Source organism: Nonomuraea sp. NPDC048916, assembly GCF_040649575.1.
Taxonomy (GTDB): Bacteria; Actinomycetota; Actinomycetes; order Streptosporangiales; family Streptosporangiaceae; genus Nonomuraea.
The window spans coordinates 1-379 of sequence record NZ_JBEZFS010000290.1; the positions used below are offsets into that span (position 1 = coordinate 1).

At 70.2% G+C, this 379-nt stretch carries 1 pseudogene; it reads right to left on the bottom strand.

Annotated elements, in window-relative coordinates:
• Positions 1 to 379: pseudogene (locus AB0C16_RS40900) on the bottom strand (penicillin-binding protein); the annotation flags it as partial.

Consider the following 379-nt stretch of genomic DNA (forward strand, 5'->3'; position numbering starts at 1 on the left):
CCCGTTCCCGTTGCCGCCGTTGTTCCCCTCGTCGCCGCCCTTGTCCTTGTCCGCGTTGCTGTCCGGGATGTTGATCAGGTTGAAGTCCGGGGCCGGCTTGCCCTGGAGCGCGCCCGACATCATGTCGCGCCAGATCGGGCCCGGGACCTGGCCGCCGTAGACCTTGGCCCAGGTGGTGCCGCCGATGGTGATGTTGACCATGCGCCGCTTGTGCGCCGGGTCGCCGACCCAGACCGCGGCCGCCATGTTCGGCGTGTAGCCGACGAACCAGGCCGCGTAGCGTCCGTCCGTCGTACCGGTCTTGCCCGCGCTGGGACGGCTGCCGAGGCCGGCCTCCGTACCCGTACCGTCCTCGACCACGCCCTTCAGCAGCGTGTTG